The following is a 24,765-nucleotide window of genomic DNA, read 5'->3' as shown; positions in this document are numbered from 1 at the left end:
GTCTTAGTCTTGTCCAGTGTTCATCTTTGAGCATGGTGCGAGGCATAGCGAACGATATCTTTTTTGTGTGAGAACTTAAAGATTAACCGTTCGCTATTTTTTTTGCCATTAATTTGTCGCCAATGTTCAACACGACCTAATTAATAGTCACTTGTGAGACTGCACGCAATAAGACAGCATTGCCCGTCGAGAGCGTCAAGGTCACCCGCGAGGTGGTGACAAACGAGACCTTCTGACCATCTTTTACCCAGCTTTCATTGGTAGTCATATTGGCTTTGGCCTGTCCACCAGTGATGACGATGTTATCGACTGAGATGTCGTAGCGATAATTGGAGGTGTCATTCCAGCTGTTTTGCAGCAGTTTTAGATAAGCCTCTTTATCCAAACTGGTTGACTTCCCTTTTCTAGATAAAGAGATCAGCGCATCATCAGAGACCAAACGTGCAACTTGGTTGATGTTTTGACTATTCGCTGATGATTTCATGGCAGCGGCGTAGTTTTTTACCAGCGCTTCGGTCATGGTCGCCGCCTGCGCATTGATCGTAATGGTGCTTGCAGCAGCAACGACAGCGGCTACACTGGCACTTTTTATCGTCAGAGCCAAAAGCCCGTTTCCCCATACTCGTTTCATGATAATCCTTAGCGATATTATTGGCGTTATGGCCATCCATTTTTTATTTATCTATGTATTGATGTGAAGGCCACTAGCGCATTTATCGTTTGACTAAATAGGCCCCTATACAGAGTATAGATGTTGACGCCTTAATATTGACTTTACGAACCATATTGGTAATTTTTTTAATCCAATCACGGCAGACTCGTATCATAGTGTGAGACTATCATTCAATTCTCACAGCCATGTGACACCCTGTGTAATTATTGCGAATATCTCTGACGCTGCCATCACGAAGCATACAGTCATATCAAGCCTTACTGATTATCGCAATAAGACTTGATAGCAACAGACACTCAAAGCAGCGAGGCGGCATCATGATCAGTTACGCTTAGCGCTACGACTTGGCTTCTGAGCCATTGTCTTCAGGCTGTTCGTCATCGCTGAGCTTCATACCGAGGCGCTCTACGCGTCTGTCCATCATTTGCCGTGCCAGCGCCTGCATGTCCTCAACACGGTCTATCTCATCGACAATCTCCAGCCCGAGCAAGGTTTCAAACACATCTTCCAACGTTACCAAGCCTTTGACTTCCCCATACTCACCCACAGTAATGGCAATGTGAACACGATTTTTTAGCATCAGCTCTAGTAAGTCAAATAGCTTCATTTTTGAGAACACAAAGGTGATCTCTCGTTTAAACTGGGTCAACGGTTTGTGCATGGCGTGGTTGACTTTGGCCAGCAGCATATCTGTCTTTAGCACAAAACCGGTAATATTGTCCAAATCACCATCATAAATTGGCAAACGCGAAAACGTCAGCTTAGGGCGATCCACCAGCAGCTCAGCCACGGTTTTATTTTCTTCAAAAGCGAGCATCACAGAGCGCGGCGTCATGATGTCCTCAACCTTGATAGCACCAAAGGCCAGCAAATTACGGATAATGCGCGACTCTAGCGGATCTATCTGACCCGACTCCTCACCGATACTGGCCAAAGCGGCAAACTCACGGCGGCTAAAGGTTTGCGGCTCTTTACCGCGCACCAGTAGCTTGGTGAGGCGCTCTGATATCCAAATCAGTGGATACAGCAGCAAGATAATGCCGCGGACAAAATAAGCAACCAGACCGCTAAGCTGACGCCAATACAGCGTACCCAAAGTCTTAGGAATGATTTCAGACAAAAACAAAATCGCCAGCGTCATAATCGCCGAAAACAGTCCAAACCAAGCACTACCAAAGACAATAGTCGCTTGGGCACCAGCGCCGATAGAGCCAAGCGTGTGCGCCACTGTGTTTAAGGTCAAAATAGCGGCCAACGACTGATCGATATTGTCAACTTTTAGACTTTTAAGCATTTCCGCTTTTTTGGGGTTGCTTTCTTGTACGTCCGCGATAAACGACGGCGTCATACTCAGCAAAACAGACTCTGCCAACGAACACACAAAAGACACGCCGATGGCCAGTACGACAAAAAATATCAGCAGCATCACACTCAGCGCTGTTGGCGCAGCCGCCGCGTCAGCCGCCCATGCCAGCTGCGGTAGTAGCAAGACGGCAGGCAACGGCAGCATCGCGAGTAACGGCCGCCCAAAACGAGCAGGACGACACATCTTTGGGGGAGGTTCTGCTGACTCATCTTGACGACAAGCCCGCGGACGATTTAAACGAGGTACAAACATAAAAGAGGTGGACAAGTTAGGTAACCTAAACAGAAAAGAAGAAAAAGATAATATCATGAGTACGCGCCGCCGGGCATCTACCGCATAAAAGCTGGTTGATACTCGACAAACAGGCACTCATCGCTACCCACCACCTTGCCTGACAGCTTGTCTTATAGGCAACTAATAACCCAGTCAGTCAACAACTAATATTTGGCTGCTGCGCGTGACATTTTATAAGGACAGCTTACCAGCCCTACCCTCTGGGTATCGTGTGGCGGCAATTATTGCCATTTGATAGTAGCATTGATGATAATATTTCACAATAAGCCGCTCTTTTTAAGTGCGATTTTTTACGTACGCCGTTTATCCCCGAGGTTTTACGTTTCGTCATACGGGTTTTTGGCGAGCATTTGATGTGGTCAATCGCCCGATATACCAGAGAAAACGCACCCAGCTTATGATTAACAGTTACCAAGTCTGGGATTTTTTGTTACTATGCGTCTAATTTTATTATTGTCTATGACTTACTGAGAGTAAATTATGTTGCTATTTATCCAAGCGGCCCATGCGGCCCCAGAAACTGCAGGCGCTGCGTCAATATTTGGCCAGATCTTATTGCCTGTCGCTTTTTTTGCGATTTTTTATTTTTTGGTCATTCGCCCGCAGTCTAAGCGTACCAAAGAGCATCGTGCTATGGTCAATGCGCTTAGTGTCGGCAATGAGATTATCTTTGCTGGTGGTTTGATGGGTCGTATCAAAGACATCGAGGGCGACTATGCTGTCGTCAGTTTGAACAACAACACAGATGTTAAGATACAGCGCGCTTCTGTCATCTCAGTATTGCCTGCTGGCACTATCGAGAGCGTATGATTATCAGCCGTGCTGTATTTATGAGCGTGCGCTCGTCGTACTGATGAATACGTACGTGCCTAAAAAATGACCGTACCTTGTCTACGGTCATTTTTCGCTATAAAGTAGCAAAACCTTGCATTTTATAATGCCAAAGACGGCAATAAGTTGTCAGCTCTATGTTATCGACAATGTATCGATAACAGATATTTTAGATGACGGCGCAAAGCGTCATCTGTATTATTTGCTTTATTGTTTTATGCTTTATTATCATCGCGGATGATCGCAATGGTACATGACAACGACTGCCAAATACGGCATTCGGCCATTGCTATCGCTAACTTCCCATCTGCTAACTTGTGGCCTACGTCGCCAGTCGTTTATCAACCTAAAGAAGTGATTATGCAATATCCCGCTTGGAAATACTTACTCATCGCCGTCGTGCTTATCATTGCCGGTCTGTATGCTGCCCCCAACCTCTATCCTGACGAACCTGCCGTACAGATTACCAGTGCGGCCGCAGGTACTCAGCTGTCTGAAGGTATTTTGACTGAGTCACAAAGCCTCCTTACTGAGGCAGGTCTGGACAGTCATGATGGTACGTTTGAGGGCAACAGTGCGCTGTTACGCCTAAAAAACCCTGTCGATCAGCTCAAAGCGCAAGAAGTACTGCGCCAAAATCTGGGCGAGGACTATGTTGTGGCGCTCAACTTAGCACAGACCACGCCAGAGTGGCTACGTAGCATCGGCGCAAAACCGATGAAGCTTGGTCTGGATTTGCGCGGTGGTGTGCGCTTTGTTCTCGAAGTCGATATGGATAAGGCTCTCGAGCAGCGCTTAAGTAGTGCGAGCCGTGATATGCGCCGTGAGCTACGTGCTGAACGAGTGGCTGTCAAGGGCATCAAAACTGAAAACCAAAGTGTCGTACTGCATTTTGCCGATACCGACGCGCGTAACCGTGCTCAAAACATCCTACAAGGCTCAATGAGCAATACCTTTAGTTTGCAGTCTTCGATTGATGAGCAAGGCCCAGCGCTAATCTTGGCATACAATGACGCCACTCTCGATGAGATCAACAGCTATGCGGTCAATCAAAACCTCACGACCCTACGTAATCGTATTGCAGAGCTGGGCGTGACTGAAGCCTTGGTACAGTCACAAGGCGCTAGCCGTATCGTGGTCGAGCTACCTGGTGTACAGGACACAGCCGAGGCCAAACGTGTCCTTGGACGTACGGCAAACCTTGAGTTTCGCATGGTCGCTGAAGACGCTGATACCTACACAGGCGGCATTCCACCAGCAGGCACTGAGGCTTTCCCCTTTGAGACGCTCGATGGCCCTCCAGTACTGCTAGATCGTCAAGCCATCGTCACAGGTGATAAAGTCACCAATGCACAGACAGGCGTCGACGAAAACGGCTCGCCTGAAGTGAGCATCACGCTAGACAGTGCTGGCGGTAAGCTAATGCAAAATGCCACCCGTACTGCTGTTGGCAAACAGATGGCGGTTTTGTTTATCGAAAACAAACAAAGAGTCACCTATGAAGAAGACCCAGAGACTGGCGAGACCGTCGAAGTACGTACGCCTTACGCTGAGACAAAGGTCATCAACCGTGCCAATATTCAAGCGGTACTTGGCTCATCTTTCCGCATCACGGGGTTAGATAGTAGTGCTGAAGCAGCTGAGCTGGCGCTGTTATTACGCTCAGGTGCCTTAGCGGCCCCGATGTACTTCGTCGAAGAGCGCACCATTGGCCCATCACTCGGGCAAGAAAACATCGAAAAAGGCTTATTTTCGACGCAGGTCGGTTATTTGCTGGTCTTTGCCTTTATGATTGTTTTTTATCGCCTCTTTGGTGTCATCGCCAACGTGGCCCTAGCGGTAAACGTTATTATCATCATCGCTATTATGTCGATTTTAGGTTCATCGCTTACCCTACCAGGCATTGCAGGTATCGTTTTGACCATCGGTATGGCGGTCGATGCCAACGTCCTGATTTTTGAGCGCATACGCGAAGAGCTGGCCAATGGCGTACGGCCAAAATCCGCCATTGTGGCAGGATTTGATCGCGCTTTTAGTAGTATTTTTGATGCCAACCTCACCACGTTGTTGGTAGCGTTTATCTTGTTTGCCATCGGTACAGGCCCGATCAAAGGCTTTGCGATTACGTTAGCTATCGGTATTGTCAGCTCACTATTTACCGCCATCTTGGTGACACGTGCGCTGGTACAAATTGCTTATGGTAAGCGTAAATCTATCAAACGTTTGAGCATCGGTTAGGAGAACACTATGGCGATCGATAAGAACAACCCTTTAGAACAAAACAATCCAGATCGAAATGGTCCAGGCGGCTCAAACACAGACGCTAGCAGCACGCGCCGTCGCAAAAAACCACGTCGTGATGGCAAAGGCAGTAACAACCAAGCCAAATCAAAAAAAGCGCGCCGCGGCAATAGCGGTGATAACGCCGCGCAAACGCTCAACACCCAAGCCATCGATCCAAATCTCGATATAGGTGATGCAGAAGACTATGCAGCAGCGCAAGCAGAAGGCGGCATCAAAGCGATAGGCGATCAGCGTATCATTCCATTTATGAAGATAGAAAAGCCAATGGCGCTTTTATCGCTCTTGATGGTCATCGGTAGTATCATTGCAATTGCTGTCAATGGCCTAAACCTAGGCCTTGACTTTACCGGGGGCGTCTCAGCAGACGTACGCTATGAGCAACCTGTCGAGCAAGTAGAGGTCGTACAGGCTTTAGCCGATGGTGGCTTTGATGATGCTGTGGTACAGTATTTGGGTACTCGAGAAGAGCTGCTTGTACGCCTACCGCCGCAGTCTGATAATGTCGATGGACTAAATGCCAGCTTGACCCAAGCATTGGCACTACCCGATAATGCTGCTGATATCAGCAACGTCAATATCATCGGTAGCCAAGTGGGCAACGAAGTGTATTTGAACTCCGTCATGGCGTTGGCGCTGGCACTGGTTTGTATGCTCGGTTATGTGGCCCTACGTTTCCAATTTAAGCTATCGTTGGGAGCGGTGCTTTCGCTGTTTCATGATGCCATCGTTACTATTGGTGTCTTTGCCCTATTCGGCTTTCCATTTGACTTGACGGTGTTGGCTGCTATTTTGGCCTTGATCGGTTACTCATTGAACGATACGATTGTCGTCTATGACCGCATTCGCGAAAACTTCCGCCGCGTCCGTGGTATCTCACCGCGTCAGACCATTGACCTGTCTTTGACAGAGACGTTGCGCCGTACGATTATGACCATCTCAACCGTGTTACTTGTGGTATTGGCCATGATGTTCTTAGGCGGTGATGGACTATACTGGTTCTCAGTAGCGCTATTTATTGGTCTCCTGGCTGGTACGTATTCATCGACTTACATCGCAAGCTCAATCCCACTACGTATGGGACTGTCACGTGACGACTTTATTGTAAAAGTAAAGCCTGAGTTTGAAGAAGAAATCGTAACGTTTAACGATCCAAAAATGTACGAATAAAGCCGTATTTGGCCACGACGTCTTTCTCTTATCTCATGGCCAACTGACAACATAAGCACAAAATTTGTATCTTTAATACAATAATAGCGTGTGAAAAGAAGCACCTGACTCACCAGCTGTGAGTCTAGGTGCTTTTGTCTTTTTGCTGCGTTTATGGACTACTGACCACAATCAGGTCAATATAAGACAACCTCAGCCAGCAAAAAGACGTGTATCTATCACGTATCTTCATATTGTATGTCGACTTTATTTAGTATCGCCTACGACAGCGCGCTGTCTTTAACAAAGAGCATAAAACGAGTCAAAAATGTCAGTTACCGCCCCCTCTGCTAACGCCTTACCACCGATTGATACCCGCTATGCGCGCATCATTACAATTGCGCTGCCGGTTTTGCTGGCAAATCTGGCCATGCCACTACAAAGCGTGATCGATACGGCCATCGTCGGCAATATGAATGATACTGCTAAGCTTGCAGGTATGGGACTTGCGATACAATTACTGTCTTTATTGCTGGTCAGTTTTAACTTTTTGCAATATGCATCGTCTGGGCTATCCGCGCAAGCACTGGGGCAACTGGCGGGCCGTATGGATGGAGCAAGCGAAGATAAAAACACGTCTGATTATCATACTATCGCTCCTTTGCTGTCCATCTTACAGCGTGCTTTATTATTAGCCACGGCCATCGGCTTGGTATTGCTGCTGGCAAAACCATGGCTAATAGACTTTGGCCTACAGGCACTGTCGGCCAATCCTGAGAGTGGCCGCGCGGCCAAGACGTATTTGGATGTGCGTTTTTGGGGTGTCATCGCCGAGCTGATGAACTTTGCTTTTATTGGCTGGTTTGCAGGGCAAGGCAAAACCCGTTATATGCTGTATCAGCAGGGCTTTATCGCCGTGCTCAATATTGTCCTAACGCTGTTTTTTGTCTTTGGGTTACAGATGGAACTGGTCGGGGTGGCACTGGGCACCACCATTGCGTTTTGGTCAGGTGTATTGTTGGCTTTATGGCTTAGCTGCCGGCACCTAAAGATATCTTGGCGAACCTTGATTTGTGCTGATCGCCAGCACTTTACTAAAGATAAAATGCTTAGGCTATTTTCACTGAACAAAGACATCTTTATACGTACGCTGATTCTAACGTTAAGCTTTGCTTGGATTACCCGTCTATCTGCTCAAAGTGGCGATGTTATATTGGCTGCCAATGCCATATTATTACAAGTATTGAGCATATCAGCCTTTGCCTTAGATGGCGTTGCTGTATCCGCTGAGACGCTGAGCGGACAGGCAGCTGGACGACGTGACTGGTCAAGTTTTCGCGTCATTATCAAGCGCACTGGGGTCGTTAGCTACACGCTGGCTATCTTATTAAGCGCGGTTTGGTGGCTGGCCATGCCTATCTACCTACCATTTATGACCAATATCGAGGCGGTGTTTCGCTTAGCTGACCAATATCACTTGTATGCGGTGCTCTTACCCTTAGTCGGTGTGGGCGCATATTGGCTGGATGGCATATTTTTTGGTCTAACTGCTGGTAAGGTGATTCGGAATGCTGCGCTTATCTTAGCGGCTGTTTTTTTTCCGCTAAGCTGGCTACTCTATCAGCAGTGGGATATGACTGGTATTTGGCTGAGTGTCTGGAGCCTATTACTACTCAGACTTATCATTTTAATAGGTTTTTTATACCGGGCTCATCAGACAGGCGATTATGAAAAGCTCCAAATAGACGCGTAAGGCGGCATTTGCTCCGATGTTGATATCGTCAGTTCGATATAAAAATGTTATAGCAAGTTAATAAAAAAGTCAGTAGGAAAATTAGGATGTCACGTGACTACTCAATCAAAACCATTACATCAGCAGCATAGGGCCCACTATAACTGGGCCGAAGGATTTAAAAAAAGTTTGCCTGTGGCAATGGGTTATCTGCCAGCGGGGATAGCCTTTGGTGTGCTCGCGCAGGTGGCGGGCGTCCCTATATGGGCGACCATTATGCTCAGTGTCGTACTCTATGCAGGCGCCGCTCAGTACGCCTGCTTACCCATGCTCAGCGCCGGCCTACCGATTGGCAATATGGCAACCAATATTGCCGCAATTAACCTGCGTCATGTGTTTTATGGGATGCCATTGCTTCAATCTCTCCCGCAAAATAAAATCGCCAAAACCTACTGTTTGTTTGCCTTGACCGACGAGACATTTTCGGTGATGACCAGCCTACCTCATGAGTCAAGGCGGTCGCTCATTTTACCCATTAGTCTGTTTAACCAAAGCTGGTGGGTGTTGGCAGGCGCGATCGGCGTGATGATCGGCAGCACCCTTAGTGATATGGTGCCGCATTTAGATTTTGCGCTGGTCTGTCTGTTTGCGATATTGGCCTATGAGCAGTTTCAGAGCATCAAACGCTATTTCCCTATTGGCATTGCCATTATCGCGTTATTGATTGCCTCAGTATTTACCAGTAACTGGTTATTGTTGGTGGCCATTTTTATTTGTATGTTGATGATTTTGGCACGTGGTTTTTGGGTACAGCGCGGTATAAAAGGAGACGCTCATGAGCAGTAGTTATCTGATTTTGGCCACCTTTGCGATGGCTGCAGTGACCTTTGTCACGCGTGCACTACCCGCTTTGATACCAAAAAAGCTGCTGGACACGCCGTGGCTACACCGTTTAAATGAAAGCTTGCCCTTATCGGTGATGGTGCTGCTTATCCTCACCAGCCTTTCTTATCAAAACTTATCAGCCACCACCGGTATGCATAGCGCAGAGCTACATTTGCTGATGGCACAGATTGGCGCGCTACTGTTGGTGCTACTGGTTTATCATATCAGCCGTCAGTTATTGGTCAGTATGGTCGTTGGTATCGCTGCCATTAATGGGCTGCTATGGCTGTTTACTCAGTTTTTGGGCTAACAGTTTTATAGCAGCACCGCTTTATCTTATCTTTATCTTGTGATGAAAAAGGCTGAACTCTGAGAAGAGTCCAGCCTTTTTATTAGATACTATGAGCGGCTGCTCAGTGAGACATTATAGCTCTTCGACGCCCATCATATCGACTGGCGTATCGGCGACGATTTGCACGCCTTTTTTACCTGTTTTGGCAGTGTCGCTGCGCTGCTCTTGTAGATAGTCAAGATAGGCTTCGTTGATTTGACCTGTGATGTAGCAGCCATTAAACACGGCACAATCAAACCCTTCTACTTTGCTGTACTTGGTGTCCTTGACCGCGTCAATCAAATCCTCTAAATCTTGGAAAATCAAACGATCAGCACCGATGATATCTCGTACTTCCTCTACCGTATGACCAGAGGCGATCAGCTCGCTACGCACCGGCATATCGATACCATACACGTTTGGATACTTGACTGGCGGCGCGGCACTGGCAAAAAACACTTTGTTGGCACCAGCATCACGCGCCATCTGGATGATCTCATGACAAGTTGTGCCACGGACGATAGAGTCATCTACCAACAGTACATTTTTGCCCTTAAACTCGAGCGGTACTGCACTGAGCTTTTGACGGACAGATTTTTTGCGCTGCTGCTGACCTGGCATGATAAAAGTACGCCCGATATAGCGGTTTTTCATAAACCCTTCACGGTATTTGACGTTCATCTTTAATGCCAGCTCCATCGCAGAGGTGCGCGAGGTGTCTGGAATAGGAATCACCACGTCGATATCGTGATCGTCGCCCCACTCTGCCAAGATTTTGTCTGCCAGTTTTTCGCCCATGCGCAAGCGTGATTTGTAAACCGAGATGTTGTCCATAATAGAGTCTGGACGGGCAAAGTAAACATACTCAAAGATACAAGGCGTGTATTCTTTTTGCTCAACACATTGATGGGTATGCAGCTTGTGATCCAAATCGATAAAAATTGCTTCGCCTGGTTTGACATCACGAATAATGCTAAAGCCTGACCCTGTCAATGCCACAGACTCAGATGCCACCATGTATTCGGTGCCACCGTTGGGTGCCATGCGCTTACCAAAAATCAGCGGACGAATACCGTTTGGATCACGAAACGCCAATAAGCCGTGACCTGTGATCAAAGCGACCACGCCATAAGCGCCTTCGCAGCGGCTATATACCGCTTTTACCGCTTCAAAAATATCGTCAGCGCTTGGGTTGGTTTTGCCCAAGTTTTGCATCTCATGCGCTAGTACGTTGAGCAGGACCTCAGAGTCAGAGTCGGTATTTAGATGGCGACGATCTTCGATGTACAGCTCTTTTGCCAAACTCTCAGCATTGGTTAAATTACCATTGTGCGCCAAGGTGATGCCATAAGGCGAGTTGACATAAAATGGCTGAGCTTCTGCGCTGCTAGAGGTACCCGCTGTTGGATAGCGTACGTGGCCGATACCAAATTTGCCGACCAGCTTGATCATATGACGGTTCATAAACACATCACGGACCATGCCGTTTTCTTTACGCAGATAGAGTCGTCCATCTTGCAACGTCACAATACCTGCTGCATCTTGCCCGCGATGCTGTAGCATCGTCAAGCCATCATAAAGAATCTGATTGACTGGCTCATGAGCTGCAACCCCAACGACTCCACACATAGTTTTATCCTATTTTGACCCATACATTAGTACTACAATGACGACGAGACTTTAGAGCGGCCTGTTTAGCAGCCAGCATCGCCTTGCCATCTGCCTGATAATATCTCTTACTACACTGATGTGTTATTTGTCAAAAACGCCCGCCATCGACTCTAGTATGTCGATTGCCCGTTTATGAGCTGTAATTGCTATCAAATCATTTTTTATCAAGGAAAAATACGAAGATAATGTCATAAAATTTGGTCTAACCAAAATTGGCCGATGATATCGAACGCTTAAGACTGATTGACCTGATCCCACGCCATGCCCAGTACGTCTGACACCAAGGCTTTACCCATCGGTGCATAAGGCAATAGCTCTGGCGCGAGGACGGACGTTTGCCACTGCGGCATTTGTACCAGCAAAGGCGCGCTGACACTCAGCACCACCAAGACCATCAGTACGTTTTTTGCCGCACCGAGTACGCCGCCTGCCATTTTATCCAACACACCCAAACGCAGCGTCTGAAGGATACCGGAGAAGACAAAAGCAACCAAGTGCATAATGGCTAAAATAACAATCACCACCAATAAAAACGCCATGGCTATCTGCAAAACAGGGTTTTGTACCACACCCACCAGCTGCGGGGCAATCGAACCTGCCAACCGAGTGGCGGCGATAAGGGCGACAAACCAGCCCAGCAAACCCACTGCTGTCTTAATCAGCCCTACCTGAAAGCCGCGCCACAGTCCAATTAAGACAACAATAGCAATCACGATATCCAAACCACTCATGTCCTATGCCTCATTGGTTTTATCATCTGTATGGTGAGAGACTGCCGCTGAGGACAGGCTTTAGCCTTCCATGGCGTCATAATAGCCGCCAATCGCCTGAATACAAGACTGTACCAGACCAGGCCCACGATAAATAAGCCCAGTATATAGCTGTATCATATCGGCCCCTGCTTCGATTTTTTTGACCGCTTTGGCGCCACTATCGATACCGCCCACCCCAATCAGTGCCACCTTGCCCTCTAGCTGATCTGAGAACTGCTGCAATATCTGGGTACTGGTATGGCTCACCGGACGACCTGATAGCCCGCCTGCTTGATCGCCATCTCGCAGATCCTCAACCCCGACTCGGCTCAGCGTGGTATTGGTTGCGATTAGACCATCAATCTCAAAGTCTATTAATTGCTGCGATATATAGTCAACTTGTAATGGCTCTAAATCTGGAGCTACCTTTAGCACCAATGGCACATAAAAGCCATATTCGCTAGCCAATTGACTGTGGCGGTTTTTGATCGTATGCAGCAGCTGCGTCAGTGCTTCACCACTTTGTAAATCGCGTAAGTTTTTGGTGTTGGGCGAGGAGATATTGACCGTAATATAAGAGGCATGCGGATAGACACGCTCGAGACAGTATACATAGTCATCGGCCGCCTGCTCTACAGGGGTGTCGGCGTTTTTACCGATATTAATTCCGATGTTGCCTTTGTATTTACACCGTTTAACGTTTTCTATCAGATAATCAACGCCCTGATTATTAAACCCCATACGATTGATAATCGCATCGGCTTGTTTGATTCGAAAGAGCCTGGGTTTCTCATTGCCCGCCTGCGCTCGAGGCGTGACGGTCCCGACCTCAATAAAGCCAAAACCCAGCTCCGCCAGCGCATCGATATAATCGCCGTTTTTGTCCAGTCCAGCAGCCAACCCCACAGGATTGGAAAACTGCAATCCCATACAGTCAGTGGGCTGCATCAACTGACCATAGGCCAATCCCAATACACGCGCTCTGTACGCTTTGTCCAATAAAGACAGTGTCATCTCATGGGCGTGCTCAGGATCCATATTAAACAAAAAAGGGCGAAGTAAGGCATAAGACATAATGGTGGCAGACCCTGCTCGAAAGTTATGGTGAATGAAAAGTGCGGATAAGATCAAGCGCTGCGATTATATCAGCTTAACAGAAATAAGAGCAAAGTTTCATGGGCTAAATTTTTATATTAAGGAACAGGGCGATTGTCTGTGAGTGCAATCCAGCCTCTGATGATTCGGTAGAGATGCCAAATAAAAGTAAACAGCATTATTAGCAAGCCAACCCCTGCCAGTAGTACCGAGCCGATGGCCATGTTGTTGCTACTATCGGTCAACATACTCACCCCAAATCCGCCGAGCGCAAAGGCAATAATAACAATGCCCAGGACAAACCAAACAATACTGTACCAAAAAGTCTTGATTTGCCAATCAAAATGAGTAGCAAGCCATGAGCCATCGGCATCATGACGCTTAGCATAGTTCATCACGATCGGCACAATCCACAACAGACCTGCGGTAAAATAACTGACCACATAGAGCAGATAAGTGATGTGATTGTAAGTGATTAAGGAGCGGCGTTTGTCGCTATTCATAGGATCCTTCGCCTGATTGTTATTGTTATTTATAGGATAATTGGCCATTGTACGCATCCATATCTGACAGTGACTGATACTTAGTTCATTGTGTCAAACAAAGGGGTTTTCAATGGTGCATCTATCAATAGCCTGCTGTAGATGACTCACTGAGCGATGGTCGCTTGTACTTGTATCAGCTGACTGGTCAAATCTTGTTGCATCGATAGCTGAGTAAACTGCCAACCCTGCTGCTGCAGCTTGGCAAGTGCGCCACTGACCACCGCTTGACTGGCATGATCAAAGCTGAGCTGTACCGCATCGCCCGCCACGACGACTTGCGCGTTGGCAATGCCTGAATGGTCAAGTAGCGTACTGACGCGGCTGGCAGGTGGCATGGCCGCTGCGCCGTCTGAGGCAGCAGATGCAGCGAACGCCTGACTGTCGATATTGCCTGCCTGAGCACGCAGCCAAAAATAATCGGCCACTTGCGCTTGATAGGCGTTTTTACTGTCTGTTGCTGCTTGATGCATACTATAGCCACCATAACCACCCACAAACACCAATAAAAACACAGACAGTACCATTAGCGCTAGCTGATCGCGTGATGGCAAGGCATGCCAGCGCGACGATAATGTGTTTCGGTAATGACTAAAATGCTCCAATAAAGCATTGTCCTTTATTGGCTTACTCGGCTCAGCAATACTGTTGCGGCTCTTAGCACGGCGCTGTAAACGTTTCATTATCTACCTTTTGCTGATTTTGCGATAAGTAAGAAAGACTTAGACTATGAGTAAGAAAGACTTAGACTATGAGGTCGCCATGGCCGCTTGTAAGTCCGCACTCTCTGCGACCGCTACTGTGATCTGACCACTGAACTGCCCTTGCTCAGTGCTATTAACCTGAGCCAGCTTTGCATCGATGCCTTGGGCGACCAAGGTGCTGGTAAACTGGTCAAGACTACCACGATCAGGAGCAATCAAGGTAAAACTTAGCGCAGAGGGCTGCATTACCAAAGCCTGTGCATGCAATGAAGACTGCTTGATCAAGGGTGATATCCGTGCCAGTGTCGCCATATGAGACGCCTGTGCTTGACTGTCATGGCGCAGCTTTGGTTGCAGCTGTATTTGTAGTTTGTTGCGACTGCTCAGTGGCTCGTTGGCAAACCAAGCATTATACTGATTTGCAATCTCAGCTTTGGTCGCAGTGGCTGCCTGCTGGTACTGATACCACTGCACGCCATCGGTTGCTATTTGTAGCACTAGCGCCGCCAACGCTACCATCATCGCCACCCGCAAATACGGCGATAGCTGAGAATCAGCAGATTTTACAAAGAAATTTAGCGCATGGCGCTCAGGGCTTTCAAGCGGTACTGGGGAATCAGATAGCGGCGTCAGCAGCAGCTGATGATCAGCGATAAGCTCAGCGGTGCGGGCAAACCAATCAGACCGAGCGTCCAGCTCGTCTTGCTGTTCTATAGCGGCGATAGGCGGCAAAACGCTCACCTCGCTTAAGTGCGGAAAACGCTCAAAAATCAGCGGTAAATAACTGACCGCCATGCCCTGCCATGCAGACTGGCGCAGCAAAGTGGTTTGCTCGTCTTGATAAAGCGTGATTTGCTGACCGGCCTGCTCCGTTGGCGCAGGTAATAACAAAAAATCAGGCAATAATGCGATGAGGCTCATGCCAGCCAACTGCGCGCTTTGTTGCCATGAGTCGATATCGCTTTGCGCCAAGGCATACAATTGATGACGCTCAGCGTGACTGATCTGGCGAACGGCCAACTGCTCCACAGGAGTCAAAGAGGTCTCTTCAAACAGATACTGCTTACCACTATTGCCCAGCTGCTTGAGCTGGGCGGTATTTAGCTCAGTATCTACCTGCAATACATGACTGGATGGAAAGTACAGGCAGACCGCATTTTTTCCATTGGCTTTATAACTCCTATATCCCTCTTGTAGCTGCTGCCACCCCTCAACGCTTTGCCAGTGTTGGAGGTCTTCATGCCAGACAGCCAGTGGGCTATGCTGCGCCCGTAACCAAACATGTATCACTAAGCGTGTCCTTAATCATTAAAGCATTTATCAAAGGTAGGTGGCGTTATTGTGTAGACAACTGCTACTGGGTGACGACCATAAGCACGGGCAAAACACGCATCACATCAAACAAGCTAATAAGGCTGCTTTGGTACAAAGCGATCCGTTTCACGCGCCATGCCAGCCATCACAAAGTCCATCTCAAACACTCGTGCTTCTGCCAAGGCAAACGACTCAGGATACTCTCCTATCAGCAGTCCTGCGATGTGAGCGACGATTGACATATGACACACAACTACCAAGCACTCGGCTTCGATATGACCAAGGTCGATCAAGGCTTGACGCGCATCATCTGCTGGCGTAATGTTATCTAGTACGACAAAGGGCACTGTTGGCGCACAGCCTTGAAACGCGGCCAAGGTTTGCTGCGCTCTGTCATAAGGACTCACGACAAACTGATCCGGCTGATAGCGCGTCATCACATACTCTGCCGTTTGCGCCGCCTGCTCTCTACCCAGATCTGTCAGTTGACGCGCGCTGTCTGGCCGCGTGTCATTCTCTGCTTGACCATGACGTACCAATATAATTTTCATGAGCTTCCTTAATGCCGCCTAAGCGCTGCATATCTACTGCAAGTTTTTAGCAAAATGGCTTTTTTATTTGGCGTATTATTTGTCTTTATCACTGTCCTTGTCAGCGGTTTTGCTGGCTGAGCTTTTCATATGTGCCGTTAGTGCCGCATTGCTATGATCATGCGCCATCACAAACTCGACATCGCTACGAAACCCAGCTTCCATCAGATGCAAAGCCACACCCAAGGCGGCCTTGTCTTCATAAATGACGGCGTAAAGGGCATGAGTGATGGGCATATAGATGCCCTCGCGGGTGGCTTTTTCGTGCACTTGCTGGATGGTATTGACCCCTTCTGCGGTCTGACCCAGCTTTTTGACTGCCGCATCGATATTCATACCGCGGCCAAGCATATTACCGATACGAAAATTGCGACTGAGCTCTGAGTTACAGGTTGCGTATAAATCACCAACGCCTGACAGGCCTAAGAATGTCAATGGATTGGCCCCCGCCTCGACCCCGAAACGGCTCATCTCAGCCAAAGCGCGGGTCAATATCATGGCCTTGGTGTTTTCGCCGACTTCATAGGCGGCTGCCATACCCATAGCAATCGCATAAATGTTTTTGAGCGCGCCGCCCAGCTCTACGCCTTTGACATCATCACTGGCAAATACCCGAAAAAACGCACTATGCAGCGCAGCTTGCACCGCATGGCGCAGCGGCTCAGACTCACTCGCAATCACCGTAGCAGATGGCATGTTTTTCATGATTTCTATGGCCAGGTTGGGCCCTGACATCACGCCAAAATTCACCTCTGGCAACTCTTCTTTGATGATATCACTCATCAAGGCAAACGTGTCTTTTTCCATACCTTTGGTCAAAGAAACAATAGATTGCCCGCTGATAAAAGGCGCGATGTTTTTTAGTGTCTCACGAAAAGCCAAACCAGGCACCGCAATAAAAATAATGTCTTTGTCTTTGACTGCAGCGGCCAAGTCATGACTGTATTTTAAGCGATCATCAAGCTTATGCCCTGGCAGATATTTTTTGTTGGTTTGGGTTTTTGCCATCGCCTTAACAGTGCGTTTATTTCGCACCCAAAGCGTGGTATCACAGCCATTCCGCGCCGCGAGGTTTGCCATGGCAGTACCAAAACTGCCGCCACCCAAAAACGCCAAACGTAGCTTGATCGGGTTGCTATGGATTTTGGCCATGTTTTTTGCAACGGCAGACTCTACCGCACTGGGATTGAGCTTTTTACGGCCCAGACCTGATTTGGTGGCACGCTCGATGATGCCTGCCAGCAGACTGTTTTGTTTATCAGAGCTTTGCTTATCCGTGTCACTATGCTCGTTATTGGTGTCTTTATTACTGTCGTTAGGGCTAGTCATGTTCTGGTATCCGTGTTGACTGACTTATTATAAATAGCATTATCGTGATTGAAAACCAAGATGCCGGCTGTGCTTATTATGTATTGTGGGCATCTGAATCAAAGCGCCTGTATACCTTATGACTCAAAACGTATGAGCGGTTCAATGTCAATAGGCTTGCGTGTAGGCTCACTCTTAGGACTGGTGCCAGTATAAACAAAAGCCGTAATATAATCATCTGGCCCCACGCCAAAGTATGCCTTGACCGCAGGCTCATTACAGAGTGAGCCTGTCCGCCATACCGTACTAAAGCCTTGTGCCTTTAGAGCCAGTAGCATATTTTGGACAGCGGCGCCTGCGCTGAGCAGCTGCTCAAAAGGCGGCACTTTTTTGTGTGCTTGCATGTTGGTCACGACCGTTATGATAACAGGTGCACGTAGCGGCATGGTATGAGTTTTTTCGATGGTTTTTTCGGTCAGCACTTCACCTTGTTGTGCAGCCTGCGCCTTTGCGGCGGTCACTAATGCCTCGCCCAACTGACGACGCGCCTCACCTTCGGTCACGATAAACCGCCACGGTTGCAGCTTTTTGTGGTCAGGCGCTGTGGCCGCACAGGCGATTGCTGCTTCTATCTGAGCACGGGTAGGTGCCGGCGTGTCTAGATTGCCCATGCTGCGCCTCGAGCCAATCCAGCCGATCATCGCGTCGCTACTGACTGGCATATCATCCGTGTCGATACTTTGTATAGACTGCTTTTTATTATTTTTATCAGAGGTAGTCATTACTGCTCCTTATTTATTTTGTGGCCACAGACGGGTTGCGTCAAGCTTTGATAATTCTTAAAGCTGTCTTTTACTCAAAACGACTAAAAACCATTGCATGCGCACACGATATCACGCCTTTGTTATACCTTTAACACACCCTTGCACTCAACAGCTATTATTGTACTCAACAGCCATTGCCGCTACGCAGCCTCTTCGGTGCGATGCTCCATACGCAGGTAGTCTTCTGATTGCATCTCAAGCAAACGCGAACGTGTACGCTCAATCTCAAAAGCCAGTTTTTCTCCTTGATAAAGCTCAAGAATAGATTGCTCGGCACGCACCAATAGCTTGACACGGCGATCATAAAACTCATCGACTAGATAAATAAAGCGCCGCGTTGGATCCCGTAAATCATCGTCTAAGGCTGGCACCACATCGACCAGCACCGTACTAAACTGTTTGGCGATTTCGATAAAATCTGCAGCAGAGCGCGGCTCCATACACAAGTGTCTAAAGTCACAAAACAAGATGTCTTCGGTGCGGGCGTTGACCTTAATCGAGCGGCCATTGATGACAATAGGCTCTTTGCTGATTTTTTGATTGTTAGAGAGGCTGGCAAAACGGTTGGCCAGCCAGTGATGATTGGCCTTGGTCAATGGCGACTCATACAGCTCAGCTTGCTGCAGTACCCGCAAACGATAGTCGATGCCCGAGTCGATATTCATCACTGTAGTATGGTGCTCGACCTCAGCGATCGCAGGCAAAAAGCGGTCACGGTGCAGGCCATCTTTATACAGTCCTGCTGGCTCGATATTGGAGGTGGCGACCAACGTCACGCCGCGATTAAACAGCATGGTAAACAAATCGCCTAAGATCATGGCATCAGAGACGTTGGAGACAAAAAACTCATCAAAACAAATCACCACCGCTTCTTTGTAAATAATATCAGCGACTTTTTCGAGTGGATCACTTTGACCTTGGAGCGCGTTAAGCTCTTGGTGCACGCGCTGCATGAAATGATGGAAGTGCTGCCGCATCTTACGCTCGATGGTCAACGAGTCATAAAACATATCCATCATCCACGTCTTACCGCGGCCTACCCCGCCCCACATATACAGGCCCTTTGGGGCAGCAGGCTTGGATTTCAAAAAGCTAAAAAAGCGCTTTTTTTGTGGCACGCTGTCATTGAGCTGATGATACAGCTCATCGAGATAGCTCATGGCCTGATATTGCTGTTCATCTCGCGTAAACTCACCTGTGCTGATGGCTTGCTCGTAGCGTTGCAACGGGGATAAACTCATAATGCGACTCATTGTTTAATAGAATTTATTTAATAAAATCAAATGGCTGTATTTTTACCATTGTATATAGCTGACGCGGCGCTCATAGCAATCTGTCCTAGCTATCGTCCAGAAAAGCTATCATTAGAAAAACTATCGTCCAGAAATACTGTGGTGCTCAAGCAGTTTTTTTAATTCAGACAAACGCCCATGAAAAAAGTGCCCCGCCCCATCGACCACACTGACGGCGATACCCAGACGATCCGCAAATGCCTGCATCTTAGCAGGGTCAATTACCTCATCAGCATTACCATAAATCTCAAAGGTCTTATCAGCAGGTAAGTCGATATCACTACTGTCGTTTTTTTCTACCGATGGCGCGATTAGCGCGATATTTATAATCTCAAAATCGCTCACGTCCCAGATATGTGAGGCCTCAAGCACTTGCTCAGCGACACGCGCGGTGACATACCCGCCAAAGGAAAAACCGCCCAGCCATAGCTTGCGCGCGCCGGTTTGCTCAGCGATCCATTGTAGCACGGTCATCGCATCGACGACTTCGCCATCGGCATAATCATGCTCGCCTGTGGACTGACCGACACCGCGAAAATTAAACCGCACCACATGCATGCCACTATCGCGGGCAAAGCGGTACATGGTCGTGACCACTTTGTTATTCATCGTCCCATCAAACAAAGGGTTGGGGTGACAAAGCAGCGCCACCGTATCGGTATTGGGATCGTTAGGGTTGTCTTGTTGCCAAAGCGCATCAACCTCGAGCACGCCAGCAGGAGCAGGAATCAGGTGCATATTATTACTTACTTAATTAAGAATGAATGTCTCAATTATCCTAGATATGGTTTATATTTCAAGTGATTTGCTGTACAGACGCCTTAGGGCGTATCCTCAATTCAATCAATAGCCATCTAAATGGGCTAAAAATGGCTAAATCTGGCCAAACGGTGTCAAATAGCTGACTAATATCTCAATATTATCTGCGCTATTTTGCTTGTTTGACGGCGATTTATCTCATTTTTATCGCCATTTTTAAAATGAGGACACACCCTAGTAACCGCCTAAATGCCTATAAGTAAGACAACGGTAAGAGCGCACACAATAACTACCTAGACACCAAAGCGCCGAATGGGTTAGATTCATACTGATTGTGTAGTGGTGACTGGCAAAGTGTCAGTACCATTTATCATTAAAATACTCAACGTCTAAATTGAGGAATACATTATGATTACTATGAATAAAACCGCCGCTTTTGGTGCCACATTGGCCGCCGCACTTGCTTTGAGCGCTTGCCAAAGCACCCCTTCATCACCAGTCATTCAACGCGCCAACGCTACCTACGAAACCACCGGTATCGCCGATACAAAAGTCAAAGCGCAACAAAACGCCATCGATAGCGCTCAAAAAACGTGCCGCAGCAAGCAAGTGATTATCATTGAGGACACAGTCAACTACAATGGTATCTTAGATGAGCGCACAGGCCGCATGGTTGGACAAGCCGGCGCGGTGCTCGGTAGTATCTTTGGTACCGGCTCACCAGATTTATCGCGTGATGACGATTATGAATACACCATCAGCTTTCGCTGCCAATAACGTGATGGTGCGTAAACAAAGCTGCTAGCCACTCGCCAGCCCTTCTGTTTGTCACAGCATTTATGCAGCAGATCGGTTGGCTTCTCTTTTTGTGACTGCGCTTTTGAGGTAAACTGTCATCAGCTCAAAACCTCAAGCGATACACGCGGCGCTATTTCGCGGATTGTCAACTTGCCTTGCTCTCTGATTGATAGGGTTGGTTGTTTTTTGTCGCATTGCTTTTTACCACATTGTCTCTTTGGTTTTGATAGCAACCATTTCATACCTTTTTGTCCCATTTTATACCTTTATGTCTTAGTCGGCTTTGGTCTCCTATTATGCGCAAACCCAATCTCTCAAATATCAAACAAGCCAAAGTCCTAACCCCTGCCAAAGACTTGGCGACGTTAGAAGCTGAGCTTGCTGAGCAAGAAAACAGCCTAGAAGTCAGTTTAGAAGACACGGTGCTGCGCTTAAGTGACTACTTGTCGGCGGTAGAGATGGTGGTAAAAGAAACCTTTAACCATCGCGTGTGGGTGAAGGCTGAGATTCGCAACTTATCGAGCAAAGGCGGGCATTATTATTTTGAGTTGGCCGAAAAAGATGACGATGGTAAGGTCGTGGCCAGCTGCCGCGGCAACCTCTGGCGCTTTAAGGCCGCCCGCGTTTTGGCGAAGTTTGAGCGCGCAACGGGCATGCCGCTTGAGCGCGATCTGACCGTACTGCTCAAAGTATCGGCAGGTTTTCATGCGCAGTATGGCTTTTCGCTCACGATCGAGGATATCGATCCAAGCTACACGTTAGGCGATTTGGCGCGGCAGTATGCTGAGATGGTCGACCGCTTAACGGGCGAAGGACTCCTGCACCTCAATCAGCAGCTACCGACACCGTTTGATATCGAGCATGTGCTGGTCATCGCTCCCGAAAAAGCCGCAGGATTGGGCGACTTTCAAGCCGATGCAGACCGCTTAGCCAGTACCGGTGCTTGTCAGTTTCATTATCATCATGCCACCTTTCAGGGCAATCATGCGCCAAGCGAGATTCGCCAAGCTATCGTCAGTGCCCAGCAGCAATTCCAAGATACGTATCAGCGTTTGCCAGATTTATTAGTAATTATCCGCGGCGGCGGTGCGGTGGGCGATTTGGCTTACTTAAATGACTATGAGCTGGCAGCATTGGTGGCTGAGCAGCCTATTCCCGTGTGGGTCGGCATCGGTCATGAGCGAGATAAAGTCATTCTAGATGAGGTGGCGCATACCAGCTTTGATACGCCATCAAAAGTCATCGCAGCGATTATCAGTCATCTGGCTCAGCTCATTACCCAAACGCTGCAATACCAAGCACAAATCAAACAAGCCGCCACACAGCAGCTCACGATGGCTGAGCAAAAAACGTCACGACAATTGAGCCATATCCAATCGCATACCATCGGTCAGCTGACCGCACTGCGAAAAGACAGTGATTATGCGTGGCGTAGCATTCAGCAAAGCGCCCAGCGCCAAGTTAAGCAAGCAGCCAGACTCACCAGCAATCTGCGTGCGCAGACTCAATCCTTGGCTTATCAGCAATTAGCAGCCGCTTCTACTTATAGTCAAAACTACCAAAAAACGGTGATACAAACCGCCCAGCTGCGCGTCATACAAGCGCAGCGTAACAGCGAGCATCTGCGCGACATTGTCCTTTTGCACCGTCCTTCTCGTGTGCTCAAGCAAGGCTATACCATGCTCACTGATGCCAAAGACAAACAAATTCTGACCAGTAGCACACAGCTTTATCCTGAGCAAACCATTCATATCGTCTTAAAAGATGGCAAAGCACAGGCACAGATTGTTGAGATTAAAGACAATCACAAGAGGACAGAATCTGCTAATACGCTAACCGAATCAGACAACAACGTTTAAGAACCATTTACTTAAACCCTGTTATCTACTAAAACCAAACCATTACCAGAGATTAGGAAAACCTTATGACTACCCCGACTCGCCGACGCAAAAAAGCCGCCCCAAAAACCTTTAAGGCGGCTTACGATATTTTAAAAACCAATGCCGAGCAGCTACAGCAGCAAGACGAACCCGATATCGACAACCTTATGACCACGGTCGAAGAGTCAATCGCCGCGTATCGCGTCTGCGAAACTCGCATCAATGCCGTACAGCAAGCGCTAGATGCAGCGTTTGCTGAAGAGGGTCACACAGAAAATAAGGATCAAAATAGCAGCCGCTAATGGCGCTTTATTATGGCGTATCCACCTCAAACACTTGGCGAAGATAGGCAAGATACGTGTCATTATTAATCATGGTCTTGCCTGGGCTGTCAGACAATTTTGCCACAGGCTGACCGTTACACTCGACCAGCTTTAGCACGATATTGATTGGGGTAATGCCCATGTCATTGGTCAAGTTGGTGCCGATGCCAAAGCTGGTTTTGATACGGTCTTTGAAATACTGATGCAGCTCCCACGCTTTGTCCAAATCCAAACCATCACTAAAAGTCAAAATCTTAGTCTTAGGGTTTATCTTGAGCTTTTTATAATGCGCGATGGCCTTGTCACCCCACACATAGGGGTCGCCGCTGTCGTGACGCAAGCCATCAAACAGCTTGGCAAAATACAAGTCAAAATCACGCAAAAACGCATCCATACCGACGACATCTGTCAGCGCGATTCCTAAGTCGCCGCGATACTCATGGACCCACGCTTCCAGCGCGGCTTTTTGTGAATCGCGCAGACGCACATCCAATGCCTGAAATGCCTGCATAAACTCGTGCGCCATCGTACCGATCGGCGTCATTCCCAGTTTTTTTGCTAGATAAACGTTTGAGGTGCCGCCAACTATCTTTGGGGCAGCCTTATGTAGGGTCTCCACCACATGCGCTTGCCAAGACTTGCTAAAGCGGCGACGCGTACCAAAATCAGCCACGATAAAAGGCGGTGTATTGGGACTATAGCTGCTTTGCTCGGCTGCATAATGATGCAGTAGCTCAACTTTGGCGTCTAGCCGGCGCTGGCCTTCTGCCAAGACTTTAGCATCTGATAAGGCACTAAAATACAACTCATTGACAATGGCCAAAACAAACACTTCAAAAAACATCGCCTGTATCATCGGTCCTTCGATATCGATGCACAGTCTGGCTTTTTCATCGGTGCTGACAGTGATAAAACGGCGCTTGAGCTTAAACAGCTCAAGATAATCGACGAAGTCTGAACGAATAAAGCGCAAACCGCGCAGATACTCTAATTCATCTTCCAAAAACCGTAACTCGCACAGACTATCTAGTTGCTGCTCTAGAGCGTCTTTGATATCGGCTAAGGGATAGACAGTATCCTTATTATTGCGGCAACGAAAACGATAAACCCCATGCGTCTGTGGAAACTGATGCAGCATGGCTTGGAGCATGGTGAATTTGTACAAATCGTTATCAAGTAACGAGGTAATAATAGGTGCATAGGTAACGGTCATACTATGGCCTTAGAAACACAAAAATAAAAAATAACGTCACCTAATACTCAAAGCGACACAGTATATAATACGATAAATAACCAGATATGGCGCACAAACAGCACGTTTGCAGCGCGCATTCATCAGTCGTCAAGTATA

23 protein-coding genes are annotated in these 24,765 nt (G+C 47.9%); 9 read left to right on the top strand and 14 right to left on the bottom strand.

All coding sequences use genetic code 11. The features are described 5' to 3' along the window. Positions 1-136: 136 nt before the first annotated feature. A complete protein-coding gene (locus tag R0I52_RS07325; protein ID WP_317053771.1) occupies positions 137-631 on the bottom strand; it encodes a hypothetical protein in 495 nt (164 codons plus the stop codon). Positions 632-1,010: 379 nt separating this feature from the next. Beyond that, entirely contained in the window at positions 1,011-2,291 is a 1,281-nt protein-coding gene (locus tag R0I52_RS07320; protein ID WP_317053792.1) for a hemolysin family protein, read from the bottom strand. 522 nt (positions 2,292-2,813) lie between these two features. Between R0I52_RS07320 and yajC the strand changes: the two genes are divergently transcribed. The 6 genes from yajC to R0I52_RS07290 all read left to right on the top strand — a co-directional run bounded on the left by yajC (position 2,814) and on the right by R0I52_RS07290 (position 9,541). Then, a complete protein-coding gene (yajC, locus tag R0I52_RS07315) occupies positions 2,814-3,143 on the top strand; it encodes a preprotein translocase subunit YajC (RefSeq protein WP_075102080.1) in 330 nt (109 codons plus the stop codon). Positions 3,144-3,524: 381 nt separating this feature from the next. Beyond that, entirely contained in the window at positions 3,525-5,402 is a 1,878-nt protein-coding gene (gene secD / locus R0I52_RS07310) for a protein translocase subunit SecD (RefSeq protein ID WP_317053791.1), read from the top strand. Positions 5,403-5,411: 9 nt separating this feature from the next. After that, positions 5,412-6,635, top strand: coding sequence for a protein translocase subunit SecF (gene secF / locus R0I52_RS07305; protein ID WP_207970020.1), 1,224 nt, complete (start codon positions 5,412-5,414; stop codon positions 6,633-6,635). Positions 6,636-6,942: 307 nt separating this feature from the next. Further along, a complete protein-coding gene (locus R0I52_RS07300) occupies positions 6,943-8,367 on the top strand; it encodes an MATE family efflux transporter (protein WP_317053770.1) in 1,425 nt (474 codons plus the stop codon). A 93-nt stretch (positions 8,368-8,460) separates the two neighbouring features. Next, positions 8,461-9,192 (top strand): AzlC family ABC transporter permease, encoded by a 732-nt coding sequence (locus R0I52_RS07295; protein WP_410524036.1) that lies wholly within the window; start codon positions 8,461-8,463, stop codon positions 9,190-9,192. After that, the gene (locus R0I52_RS07290) at positions 9,182-9,541 is read left to right on the top strand and encodes an AzlD domain-containing protein (RefSeq protein ID WP_317053769.1); all 360 of its coding nucleotides are present in this window, start codon (positions 9,182-9,184) and stop codon (positions 9,539-9,541) included. The genes R0I52_RS07295 and R0I52_RS07290 overlap by 11 nt, the downstream gene beginning before the upstream one ends. 114 nt (positions 9,542-9,655) lie before the next feature. Here the strand turns inward: R0I52_RS07290 and purF are convergent, their stop codons facing one another. The 11 genes from purF to R0I52_RS07235 form a co-directional block, all read right to left on the bottom strand. Next, positions 9,656-11,191: an amidophosphoribosyltransferase gene (gene purF, locus R0I52_RS07285; protein ID WP_317053768.1), complete on the bottom strand. Its 1,536-nt coding sequence runs from the start codon at positions 11,189-11,191 to the stop codon at positions 9,656-9,658. A 275-nt stretch (positions 11,192-11,466) separates the two neighbouring features. Then, the gene (locus tag R0I52_RS07280; RefSeq protein WP_317053767.1) at positions 11,467-11,964 is read right to left on the bottom strand and encodes a CvpA family protein; all 498 of its coding nucleotides are present in this window, start codon (positions 11,962-11,964) and stop codon (positions 11,467-11,469) included. 60 nt (positions 11,965-12,024) lie between these two features. Beyond that, complete coding sequence (locus tag R0I52_RS07275; RefSeq protein WP_317053766.1) at positions 12,025-13,059, bottom strand: quinone-dependent dihydroorotate dehydrogenase; 1,035 nt, start codon at positions 13,057-13,059, stop codon at positions 12,025-12,027. Between the two features lie 119 nt (positions 13,060-13,178). Continuing rightward, complete coding sequence (locus R0I52_RS07270) at positions 13,179-13,583, bottom strand: DUF4870 family protein (RefSeq protein ID WP_105246715.1); 405 nt, start codon at positions 13,581-13,583, stop codon at positions 13,179-13,181. A gap of 146 nt (positions 13,584-13,729) precedes the next feature. Beyond that, positions 13,730-14,305, bottom strand: a complete 576-nt coding sequence (gspM, locus tag R0I52_RS07265; protein WP_317053765.1) for a type II secretion system protein GspM — start codon at positions 14,303-14,305, stop codon at positions 13,730-13,732. A gap of 66 nt (positions 14,306-14,371) precedes the next feature. Beyond that, positions 14,372-15,616, bottom strand: coding sequence for a type II secretion system protein GspL (gene gspL, locus R0I52_RS07260; RefSeq protein ID WP_317053764.1), 1,245 nt, complete (start codon positions 15,614-15,616; stop codon positions 14,372-14,374). A gap of 116 nt (positions 15,617-15,732) precedes the next feature. Continuing rightward, positions 15,733-16,191, bottom strand: a complete 459-nt coding sequence (locus R0I52_RS07255; protein ID WP_317053763.1) for a phosphoglycerate mutase family protein — start codon at positions 16,189-16,191, stop codon at positions 15,733-15,735. 75 nt (positions 16,192-16,266) lie between these two features. Next, a complete protein-coding gene (locus R0I52_RS07250; RefSeq protein ID WP_317053762.1) occupies positions 16,267-17,559 on the bottom strand; it encodes an NAD(P)H-dependent glycerol-3-phosphate dehydrogenase in 1,293 nt (430 codons plus the stop codon). A gap of 116 nt (positions 17,560-17,675) precedes the next feature. Then, positions 17,676-18,260: a nitroreductase family protein gene (locus tag R0I52_RS07245; RefSeq protein WP_410524046.1), complete on the bottom strand. Its 585-nt coding sequence runs from the start codon at positions 18,258-18,260 to the stop codon at positions 17,676-17,678. 242 nt (positions 18,261-18,502) lie between these two features. Beyond that, positions 18,503-19,603 carry a cell division protein ZapE gene (zapE, locus tag R0I52_RS07240; protein WP_317053760.1) on the bottom strand — a complete coding sequence of 367 codons (1,101 nt, stop codon included), beginning with the start codon at positions 19,601-19,603 and terminating at the stop codon, positions 18,503-18,505. Positions 19,604-19,735: 132 nt separating this feature from the next. Continuing rightward, entirely contained in the window at positions 19,736-20,392 is a 657-nt protein-coding gene (locus tag R0I52_RS07235) for an alpha/beta hydrolase (protein WP_317053759.1), read from the bottom strand. Positions 20,393-20,821: 429 nt separating this feature from the next. Here R0I52_RS07235 and R0I52_RS07230 point away from each other — a divergent pair, with 429 nt between their 5' ends. The 3 genes from R0I52_RS07230 (at position 20,822) to xseB (ending at position 23,393) form a co-directional block, all read left to right on the top strand. Next, the gene (locus R0I52_RS07230) at positions 20,822-21,190 is read left to right on the top strand and encodes a hypothetical protein (protein WP_075102097.1); all 369 of its coding nucleotides are present in this window, start codon (positions 20,822-20,824) and stop codon (positions 21,188-21,190) included. Between the two features lie 317 nt (positions 21,191-21,507). Then, positions 21,508-23,070 carry an exodeoxyribonuclease VII large subunit gene (xseA, locus tag R0I52_RS07225; protein WP_317053758.1) on the top strand — a complete coding sequence of 521 codons (1,563 nt, stop codon included), beginning with the start codon at positions 21,508-21,510 and terminating at the stop codon, positions 23,068-23,070. Positions 23,071-23,135: 65 nt separating this feature from the next. Continuing rightward, positions 23,136-23,393: an exodeoxyribonuclease VII small subunit gene (gene xseB / locus R0I52_RS07220; RefSeq protein ID WP_317053757.1), complete on the top strand. Its 258-nt coding sequence runs from the start codon at positions 23,136-23,138 to the stop codon at positions 23,391-23,393. A 10-nt stretch (positions 23,394-23,403) separates the two neighbouring features. Here the strand turns inward: xseB and pncB are convergent, their stop codons facing one another. Next, positions 23,404-24,627: a nicotinate phosphoribosyltransferase gene (pncB, locus tag R0I52_RS07215; RefSeq protein ID WP_317053756.1), complete on the bottom strand. Its 1,224-nt coding sequence runs from the start codon at positions 24,625-24,627 to the stop codon at positions 23,404-23,406. Positions 24,628-24,765 lie beyond the last annotated feature (138 nt).

Origin of the sequence: Psychrobacter sp. CAM01 (assembly GCF_032842965.1) — a bacterium.
GTDB classification, from domain to species: Bacteria; Pseudomonadota; Gammaproteobacteria; order Pseudomonadales; family Moraxellaceae; genus Psychrobacter; species Psychrobacter celer.
This window is presented reverse-complemented; position numbering and strand designations above follow the sequence as displayed.